Source organism: Streptomyces sp. NPDC055025, assembly GCF_053608565.1.
The window spans coordinates 40690-49614 of sequence record NZ_JBSGVS010000066.1; the positions used below are offsets into that span (position 1 = coordinate 40690).

9 protein-coding genes are annotated in these 8925 nt (G+C 73.4%); 4 read left to right on the forward strand and 5 right to left on the reverse strand.

All coding sequences use genetic code 11. The features are described 5' to 3' along the window. The first annotated feature begins 182 nt into the window (after positions 1–182). Positions 183–779 (forward strand): NUDIX hydrolase, encoded by a 597-nt coding sequence (locus tag ACWGDX_RS31880; RefSeq protein ID WP_453631206.1) that lies wholly within the window; start codon positions 183–185, stop codon positions 777–779. Positions 780–832: 53 nt separating this feature from the next. On the opposite strand, the gene ACWGDX_RS31885 is transcribed toward ACWGDX_RS31880, so the two are convergent. Then, positions 833–1528 (reverse strand): YoaK family protein, encoded by a 696-nt coding sequence (locus tag ACWGDX_RS31885; RefSeq protein WP_453631208.1) that lies wholly within the window; start codon positions 1526–1528, stop codon positions 833–835. A 203-nt stretch (positions 1529–1731) separates the two neighbouring features. Between ACWGDX_RS31885 and ACWGDX_RS31890 the strand changes: the two genes are divergently transcribed. Both ACWGDX_RS31890 and ACWGDX_RS31895 read left to right on the forward strand, forming a co-directional pair. After that, positions 1732–3033: a D-arabinono-1,4-lactone oxidase gene (locus ACWGDX_RS31890; RefSeq protein WP_453631226.1), complete on the forward strand. Its 1302-nt coding sequence runs from the start codon at positions 1732–1734 to the stop codon at positions 3031–3033. A gap of 148 nt (positions 3034–3181) precedes the next feature. Beyond that, positions 3182–4168, forward strand: coding sequence for a serine hydrolase (locus ACWGDX_RS31895; RefSeq protein WP_453631210.1), 987 nt, complete (start codon positions 3182–3184; stop codon positions 4166–4168). 27 nt (positions 4169–4195) lie between these two features. On the opposite strand, the gene ACWGDX_RS31900 is transcribed toward ACWGDX_RS31895, so the two are convergent. Then, positions 4196–5158 carry a class I SAM-dependent methyltransferase gene (locus ACWGDX_RS31900; RefSeq protein WP_453631212.1) on the reverse strand — a complete coding sequence of 321 codons (963 nt, stop codon included), beginning with the start codon at positions 5156–5158 and terminating at the stop codon, positions 4196–4198. A gap of 138 nt (positions 5159–5296) precedes the next feature. Here ACWGDX_RS31900 and ACWGDX_RS31905 point away from each other — a divergent pair, with 138 nt between their 5' ends. Next, positions 5297–5791, forward strand: a complete 495-nt coding sequence (locus tag ACWGDX_RS31905; RefSeq protein WP_453631214.1) for a DUF5954 family protein — start codon at positions 5297–5299, stop codon at positions 5789–5791. A gap of 76 nt (positions 5792–5867) precedes the next feature. Here the strand turns inward: ACWGDX_RS31905 and ACWGDX_RS31910 are convergent, their stop codons facing one another. The 3 genes from ACWGDX_RS31910 to ACWGDX_RS31920 are packed head-to-tail and all read right to left on the reverse strand — an operon-like array spanning position 5868 to position 8782. Next, complete coding sequence (locus tag ACWGDX_RS31910; RefSeq protein WP_453631216.1) at positions 5868–6596, reverse strand: class I SAM-dependent methyltransferase; 729 nt, start codon at positions 6594–6596, stop codon at positions 5868–5870. A gap of 36 nt (positions 6597–6632) precedes the next feature. Continuing rightward, complete coding sequence (locus ACWGDX_RS31915; protein ID WP_453631228.1) at positions 6633–7652, reverse strand: helix-turn-helix domain-containing protein; 1020 nt, start codon at positions 7650–7652, stop codon at positions 6633–6635. 53 nt (positions 7653–7705) lie between these two features. Next, positions 7706–8782, reverse strand: a complete 1077-nt coding sequence (locus tag ACWGDX_RS31920; RefSeq protein WP_453631218.1) for an alpha/beta hydrolase — start codon at positions 8780–8782, stop codon at positions 7706–7708. Between the last annotated feature and the right edge of the window lie 143 nt (positions 8783–8925).

An 8925-nucleotide genomic window follows, 5' to 3' on the forward strand; every position in this document is an offset into this window, starting at 1 on the left:
GCCTGGGCCCAGGCGGCCCCTGGCCCCAGCCTCCCGCCCCGGCCCCGACCCGGTCCGCGCGGAGAACCCGGAAACCCGGAAACCCGGAGGACAGCGCTCTTCGGGATCCGTAGTCTCCTCGGTGCCGCGCGACGGCCGTGCCGCGCCGGTGAACCGACGAGTCGACGGGTGGGGAGTACGTGATGACGCGGGCCGTGGGCCGACCGATCACCGAGGTGCTGTCGCGCTACCGGACGGAGGACCCGGCCGAGGCCGCCGATGTCAGCCGTATCCGTGCCCTGGCGCAGAGCGCGGCCGACCCCTGGCTGCGCTCGATCCCGCTCCATGTGACGGCGTCCGCGCTGATCGTGCATCCCGGGAGCGGACGCGTGCTGATGCGCTGGCACGTACGGCTGGGGTCCTGGCTCCAGGTGGGAGGCCATGGCGACCCGGGGGAGACCGATCCGCTCGGTGTCGCGCTGCGGGAGGCCGCGGAGGAGACCGGCCTCGACGATCTGGTCCCGTACCCGGACGAGTCCCTCGTCCAGGTGGTGATCGTGCCGGTGCCCGCGGGCGGTGGTGAACCGGCGCACGAACACGCCGACCTGCGTTTCGTCCTCGCGACCGGCCGCCCCGACGCGGCGCGCCCCGAGAAGCCCGACGCCCCGCTGCGCTGGATGACCCTGCCCGAGGCGATGGAGGTCACCGCCGAGGCCAATGTCCGTGAGGCGCTGCGGCGCGTCGGGACACTGCTCGCGCGGACAGGCGCGGGCGCGGAGACGGGAACAGCGCGCGGCTGACCGATGGACGGGACAGGACGGATACCGAACGGACACGGGACGGACCGTACGGATCAGTCCGGCGGGGTGGCCGGGCGCGGCCGGGGCGCCAGTACGAAGACCCCCGCTGCGCCCGCGACCACCACGGCCGCCAGCCCGATGACTCCTGCCAAGGTCACCTGGAGCAGCAGCCCCCCGACGGCCGCGCCCGCCAGCACGGCCAGTACCGACCCCGCCCTGCGATGCGGGCGTGCCCCGGTGCCCGCGCCGAGCGCACTCTGCGAGGTGAGCGCGGTGAGCGTCCTGGTGAGTACGGACGTGGTGAGATCCCGGGGTGCCAGAAGGCCGACCGTGGCGTTCTGGAGACCGCAGCAGCCGCCGAGCAGCGCGACGATCAGCTGGGTGGCCCAGCCCTCGGCCCGGAGCACCCCCGTGCCGACCAGGACGGCCGTCAGCGTGAGCACGGCGGCCTGTCCGGCGAAGGCGCCGGCGAGCCAGGGTCCTGGCCGCCCGCCGAAGTATCTGTTGAGCCGACCGCCGGCGAACGACCCCAGGACGAAGGCCGTCAGGGCCACGAACGGGCCGGCCATCGACAGGTGGTACGCCTTGGAGACGGAGAGCCCGAGGAAGACCACATTGCCCGTCATGTTGACGACGAAGACATTCCCCAGCCGCAGATAGCTCACGGCGTCCACCAGACCGCTCGCGAAGGTCATACTCAGCAGCGCTCCCACGGCCCACCGCCGCGCCACGGGAAACTCTTCGGGCACAGGGACACCTTCTCTTCAGGCCGGAGCCGGCCGGGTCCACGCCTGGACGAGCCACCCTAGTCGTGGACGTACCGCGCGCCCGCCCGCACCACGCGCATGTCAGAGTCCTCGCAGAAGGTTCTGGCAGCACGAGAACGTTCCGGCGGCACCAGAGCGACGTTCCGCCGGTACGAGAACGCAGAAGGAGAATCCCAGTGCCCCATGTGTCCGGACACCCCGCCGTCCCCGGTGACACCCCCATACCTCCGGTGGTGCGGAACTGGGCGGGGAACATCACCTTCGGCGCGGCACGCGTGCACACCCCGCCGTCCATGGAACGGCTGCGGGAGATCGTCGCGGGAAGCGCCTCGGCGCGCGTACTGGGCAGCGGACACTCGTTCAACTCGATCGCGGACACCCGCGGTGATCTGATCTCGGTGGCCGGACTGCCCAGGAGCGTGGAGGTCGACGCGACGGCCGCCACGGTCACCGTCGGCGCGGGCCTGCGGTTCGCGGAGTTCACCGGCGCCGTGCACCAGGCCGGTCTGGCGCTGCACAATCTCGGCTCGCTCCCGCACATCTCCGTCGCCGGAGCCTGCGCGACCGGGACGCACGGCTCGGGGACCGGCAACGGGAATCTGGCGTCCGCGGTCCGCGCGCTGGAACTCGTCACGGCCGACGGCGAGCTGCTCACCCTCGCCCGGGGCGACGAGGACTTCGCGGGTGCGGTGGTCGCGCTGGGCGCGGCCGGTGTGGTCACCCGGATGACCCTCGACCTGGTGCCGGGACACGACTTCCGGCAGTGGGTGTACGAAGGACTCCCGTACGGGCGGCTGCGTGAGCGGTTCGACGAGGTCCTGTCGGCCGCGTACAGCGTGAGCCTCTTCACGAGCTGGCGGACCGACCGGGTGGACCAGGTCTGGCTGAAGCAGCGGGCCGGCGACGCCGGTCCCGGACCCGCGCCGGACACCTGGCTGGGCGCGGTGCTCGCGGACGGTCCCCGCCACCCGGTGCCCGGGATGGATCCCGGCACCTGCACCGTCCAGGCGGGCGTCCCCGGGCCGTGGCACGAACGGCTGCCGCACTTCCGGCCCGAATTCACCCCGAGCAACGGGGACGAGTTGCAGAGCGAGTACTTCGTCGCACGGGAGGACGGCCCGGCCGCCTTCGACGCGCTGACGGCGATCGCCGACCGGATCGCGCCGCTCCTCCAGATCGGTGAGATCAGGACCGTCGCGGGCGACGACCTGTGGCTGAGCCCGGCGTACGGACGTGACTCGGTGGCCTTCCACTTCACCTGGCATCCCGACCGGAGCGCCCTGACACCGGTGCTGGACGCCATCGAGGAGGCGCTGGCTCCCTTCGACGCCAGACCGCACTGGGGGAAGGTCTTCACCATGGGCCCGGAGCGGGTCAGGGAGCTGTACGAGCGGTACACCGACTTCGAGGCGCTGACCGCGAAGCTCGACCCGCGGGGAGTCTTCCGCAACGACCTCATCGAGAGATACTTCCCCGGCGGTCGCTGAGCGCGTCCCGGCTCCGCCGGACCCGACCGATCCGGTCCGCCCCGATCCGACCTGCCGGGGCCAGGTGGCGGCACCCGGCGGGAGGTTCGTCACCGACCTTTTACCTGGAGCACAGCCACAACCCAGTTTTTGTTTCTACCCTCACGCCATGTCCCGGCACCGCATCGCTCCGCAGCACCCCGTGGCCACCCTCCTCGTCGTCGGATGGGTGGCGACGGGGAGCTTCCTCATGACCGCCGCGGGCGACGTGCCCGCCGTACCGCGGTCCGAGGCGCTCACGGCGTCCCCCCGGCCGCGCCCGGCGGCCGTCCCCCTGCCGTCACCGCGGACGATGGGCGCGCTGCGGTCCGGTGAGATCGGCCGGGAGTCCGGGACCCGGCCCGAGCCCGAGCCCGAGCCCACGGTGGATCCGGACGAGACACTGGCCGCGCGGCTCGCACCGGTCGTGAAGTCCACCTCGGTCTCCCTCTCGGTGGCGGTGCTCGACCCCGAGGACGGCCGCACGGCGTCGTACGGCGTGCAGGCCGGGACGGCCTACGACACGGCGAGCATCGTCAAGGTCGACATCCTGGTGGCACTGCTGCTGCGGGCGCAGGACGAGGGCCGCCGGCTCACGGCGGAGGAGAGGGCCTACGCGAACTCGATGATCCGCGTCAGCGACAACGCCTCGGCGGACGCGCTGTGGAGCGCCATCGGCGGCGCGCCGGGTCTGGACGCGGCGAACCGCCGGCTGGGGCTGACCTCGACGACGGCGGGAGGCGACGGGCTGTGGGGGCTGACCCAGACGACCGCCTCGGACCAGCTCGTCCTGCTGTCCGCCGTGTTCGACGACGACTCCGCGTCCGATCTGAGCGCGGCCTCGCGCGCCTATGTGCGGGAGCTGATGGCCGGGATAGCGGCGGACCAGGACTGGGGCGTGTCCGCCGCGGGACCGGCCACCGGGCTCAAGAACGGCTGGCTGCCGCGGACCGCGACCGGTCTGTGGGACATCAACAGCATCGGGCGGATTACGGTCGACGGACACGCCTATCTGCTCGCGGTGCTGTCCCGTGGCAGTGTCAGCAAGGAAGCGGGGATCGCGCTGGTGGAGAAGGTGGCGGGGACGGCGGTGCCGGCCCTGGGCGAGCCGGCGTAGCCGGTCCGCAGGAGCGGGGCCCCGGGTTCATCGGGTCGCGAAGCGCGTCAGGACGGTCATGGTCGGGCGGAGGTTCCGTACGACGGGCAGACGCCGCAGGACCGGCTGTACGGCGCCGTAGTACACGCCCCGGCCGCGCGGCGGCGGTATCTCGCGTACCGCCGTGATGTGCGGATGCGCGCCGTAGACCTTGCGCAGTTCGCCGGCGTCCATCCCCCAGGGCATCGGCGGGACGGTGAGGCCCTGGGGGGTTCTCATCCCGCCGTGCGTCGTGCGGGCACTGAACCATCTCGGTACCGCGTCGAAGACGAGCGCCCCGCCGGGGAAGTGCTCGGCGCAGGTGGCGATCACCTCCCGTACCTCGGGCGGCCGCAGATACATCAGCAGGCCCTGGGCGGTCACGAGCACCCCGTGCGCGGTGTCGACCTGGTCGGGCCACGCCGGATCCAGGGCGGAGCACGCGAACGTACGGCGCCGCTCGCCGTCGGGCAGCAGTCGCAGCCGGACGGCCACGGTCTCGGGCAGATCCACCGTGAGCCAGCGCATCCGGCCGTTGTCCACCCGCCAGAACCGGGTCTCCAGACCCTCGCCCAGCGCGACGACCGTCCCGTCGGGACGCTCGCCGAGGAAGTGCCGTACGACGCTGTCGAAGGTACGGACGCGCAGGGACTGGCTCTGCGCCAGGAACGGGCCGGGCGGGCCGAAGGTCTCGGCGAAGGGGTAGTCGACGGCGTCGACGAGTTCGACCGCTCTGGGGTCCCGGAAAGCGGTGGACGGATCTCGCGCGTCGCACGCGCGCTGGTACAGAGTCCAGAGCGAGGTCTCGGGGACACCCGTGAGCCTGACGGTCACTCGCCCCCCGCGGCCCCTCCGCGCGTCCGCCCGCCGGTGCTTGCGCCGGTCCTGTTCCTGGTGCCGCTCGTCGTCGTCCATCGCGTATCGCTCCCCGCGCTTGTTCGACCGCCCCTGTGCCTCATATGCCTCCAGCACACCCGTTCAACCGCGCCCCGCCTGCGGGTATGGCATAGGAGGGTGGCGAATTCATATGACGGAAAGATGGCCGGATTTACACCGGATGATCCTTGTATCCGTGCCTCGCGGACCGCCGTCATACGGCACTCTGCTCGTATGAGCGCTAACTCGGACGAGACGGCGGACGGCTTATTCGACGAAGCGGCGGCCCGGCGGCTGCTGGAGTCGGGAGCGCGCGAGGAGGCGCTGAGACGCGCCTTCCCGGTGGACGGTCCCGATGTGGATCCGGTCCCCGTCGCGCACTACACGGGGTATGCCGCGATGCTCCATGAGGACCGGGGCTGGCGGCAGCTCTTTCCCGCCGTCGCGGCCGAGGAGGAGGCGCGGCTGGATCTCCGCGACGTCCTGCTGGTGCGGGCCGCGGACGGGGGGGAGCTGGGCCCGCGCTTCGCACGGGCCGCCGAGGCCGTCGCACGGGGCGAGGACCAGGTGATCATCGGTGAGGACGTCTACCGTGTCGTACGGGTCGAGCAGACCGTCATCATGACCGCCCATGGCCCGCAGCCGCCCCGCCCCCATGACCAGGAGTTCCCCGAGGTGCTCGACGAGCGCCCCGGGCCGCGCGGTCCGGGGCGCCCGCTGGACGACTGACGCCGGCCGGCCGCCGGGTGACCGGTCCGTGCTTTTTCAGCCCGCCGCCCTTCCAGCCCGCCTTGTCCCGCGCGGCTCATGTCCTGCGCGCGACCACCAGGGCGCAGCGGGGGCTGCCGTCGGGCCGGCGGCCGAGATCGGACAGGGGCAGCAGGGTGGTGGTGAACCCCGTACCGGCCAGTTCGTCCAGTACGTCCGGCAGCCGGAACGTGCGGTAGTACATGACGAACGACGGGTGCCAGAACAGATTCCGCAGCCGCATCACCGTGTCGAAACCCCACAGTGCCCAGTAGGGCCCGGAGCCGACCCGGGGCGGCGCGGGCACGGGAAACACGAACAGGCCACCCGGCCGCAGAGCGGCGCGCGCCTGCGCGAACAGCGCCGGCCGCTCGGCCGGCAGGAAATGACCGAACGCCCCGAAGCTCATGGCCAGATCGAAGACGGGCGCGAGGGGCAGGGCGCGCGCGTCGGCCCGTACCCACTCCACGGCCGGTGCCCCGACCGGATCCGGCACCGCGGATCTGGCGGCGGCGAGCATGCCCGCGCTGAAGTCGACCCCGACGATCCTCTCGTCGCAGAGCCGCCGCAGCACCCCCATTCCCGCGCCGGTACCGCAGCAGATGTCGAGTCCCTTACGGAACGGTCCGAGCGGGCGGACGGTACGTACGACCGCGTCCAGCACCTGATCAGGGGTACGGAACGGTGTCCGGTCGAACTTGGGAGCCAGCAGGTCGTAGCCGTGCTCGACGGACGAGAGCGCCTGTACGGCGAGTTCGCGAAGGGTCGGGCCCTGGGGGGAGAACATCGCCGGCCAGCCTAACCACTCCCGCCCGCCCCGCGCTCACAGACGCTGATTGCGGTGGAGCCGCCACGCGGCGAGGGCGAGCTGGAGGCGGAGCCGTCCGTGCGGCTCGTGCACAGGCCAGCCGAGCCAGTGCTCCGCCTGTGCCAGCCGGTCCTGGAGCGTCGAGTGGTGCAGGGTCAGCTCCGCCGCCGCGGCCCGCAGACTCGGGGCGAAGGCGATCGCGTGGAGCGTCGACGCGGCCCAGGGGGCCGCCGCGACGGCGCGGTCCAGCGCCCGTACATCGGGGATCGGCTCCGTGCCGGGGCCGACGGAATCCGCCAGCAGGGCGAGGCCGCCCAGTTCGTCCGCGTACACGGTCCTCGGTCCGGGATCCCGCTCGCCGCCCTCCGCGGTGAACCGCAGGGCGGTCCGCGCGGCGGTCGCGGAGGCCGGCAGATCCAGTACGGGCACGGCCGGGCCGATCCCGGCGCGCCGGCCGCCGGTGTACGGCGTCCGCGTACCCGAGGTCGGCACCGCCTCGACCACGGTCACACCGTCCGCCGGCGCCACCGCGCGGGCGAGCGCCGCGTCCCGCAGACCGAGGCGGACGGCCGCCCGCCGGCGGGCGTGCTCCGGGGCCGAGGCGTCGAGCAGTACCTCCAGCGAGGCCGGGTCGGCGGCCGGACTTCCCGCCGGCGCCCGGCCCCTGGTCCGGTCGAGTACGTCGCGCGCGGCGCCGGACGCCCGCTCCAGCACCATCGCGTCGACGCCGTTGGGCGGTCCGGCCCGCTCCAGCCACAGCGCCGGGGGACCGTCCGGCACCAGCGCGGCCGACATCCAGCCGGGATCGGCCGGGCCGCCGTCGTCGTGACGTACCCCGTCGGCGTCGACACGGATACGCACCCCGCGCGCGCCGTCCACCAGCCGGGCCGGGCAGCCCGACAGCACCGCCGCACCCCGCACCAGCGACTCCAGACCCGCCCGGCCCTCGACCAGCCGGTCGAAGTACACGATCACACGCAGCGCCGCACCCGCGTCGGGGTCGAGCGCGGCGAGCCTGCCCACCAGGTCCTTCACCACTTCATCCTGCTGCTCGGGACGGCCCGGTGCCAAGCGTTCGTTCCCGCCGGTCAGCGGGTGAGCAGCCTGCGCAGCCACACGAGGGGCGCGTTCCTGGCGTCCTGGGAGAGCGCGGCCTGCGGCGCCATCATCTCGAAACCGTGGAAGCCGCCCGGCCACACATGCAGCTCGGCCGTACCGCCCGCCTGCCACAGCCGGGTGGCGTAGGCGACGTCCTCGTCCCGGAACGTCTCCGCGGAGCCGACATCGATGAACGCGGGCGGCAGGCCGGACAGATCCGCGGCCCGCGCCGGAGCGGCGTACGGCGGGACATCGGGGCCGCCGCGCCGCTCACCGAGGAGCGCGGTCCACCCCGCGTGGTTCGCCGCGCTGTCCCACACCCCGAGGCCGGCCATCTGAAGGCTGGAGAAGGTGTCGTTGCGGTCGTCGAGCATCGGGCACATCAGGAGCTGCCCGATCAGCGCGGGGCCGCCCCGGTCGCGCGCCAGCAGGGCGACGCCCGCGGCGAGACCGCCGCCGGCGCTGCCGCCCCCGACCACGATCCGGCCGGGGTCGATCCCGAGCTCCGAGGCGTGCTCCGCGGTCCACACCAGTCCGGCGTACGAGTCCTCCACCGGAGCCGGGTGCGGATGCTCGGGGGCGAGCCGGTACTCCACCGACACGACGACCAGATCCAGCTCCTGGGCCCAGTCGAGCGCCGTGTCGAGGCCGGTCCGGTTGTCCCCGAGGACCATCCCGCCGCCATGGATGTGGTAGAGGGCGGGCAGCGCGGTGGCGGCTCCGGCCGGCCGGCAGACGAGCAGGGAGATGTCCGGCTCGCCGGGCGGCCCCGGCACCGTACGCTCCTCGACCTCGAAGGCCCCGTCCCGGCGCAGATCCGCGTCGGACAGCCGGGCCTGGGCCTGGCCCGCCCTGACGGCGCGGATGTCGTCGAGGTTCAGCGGGCCGCCGAACTGCTCGTGGATGACATCGAGTGCCGCCGCGAGCTCCGGATCGAAGGGCGGCGGCGGTCCGACCCGCCCGTCCCGAGCGGTGGCGGGCGGCGCGTCGGCGGACAGGGCCCGCGCGGAGGTCGTCGTGGACGGGGCCGCTGCGGGCGGAGTGTCCGAGAACGGGGCGGCGGTCATCTGCTCTCCCTGGGTCGCGGCCACGTCTCTGTGGCCGATCCCGCCATCCTGCCTCCGGTCCGCGGCGCACGGCGGCGCCGGACGGCGGAGATCACCCGCCGTCCGGCGGGTACCACTGCTGTAGGTGTCCGGGGCCCGCGCCG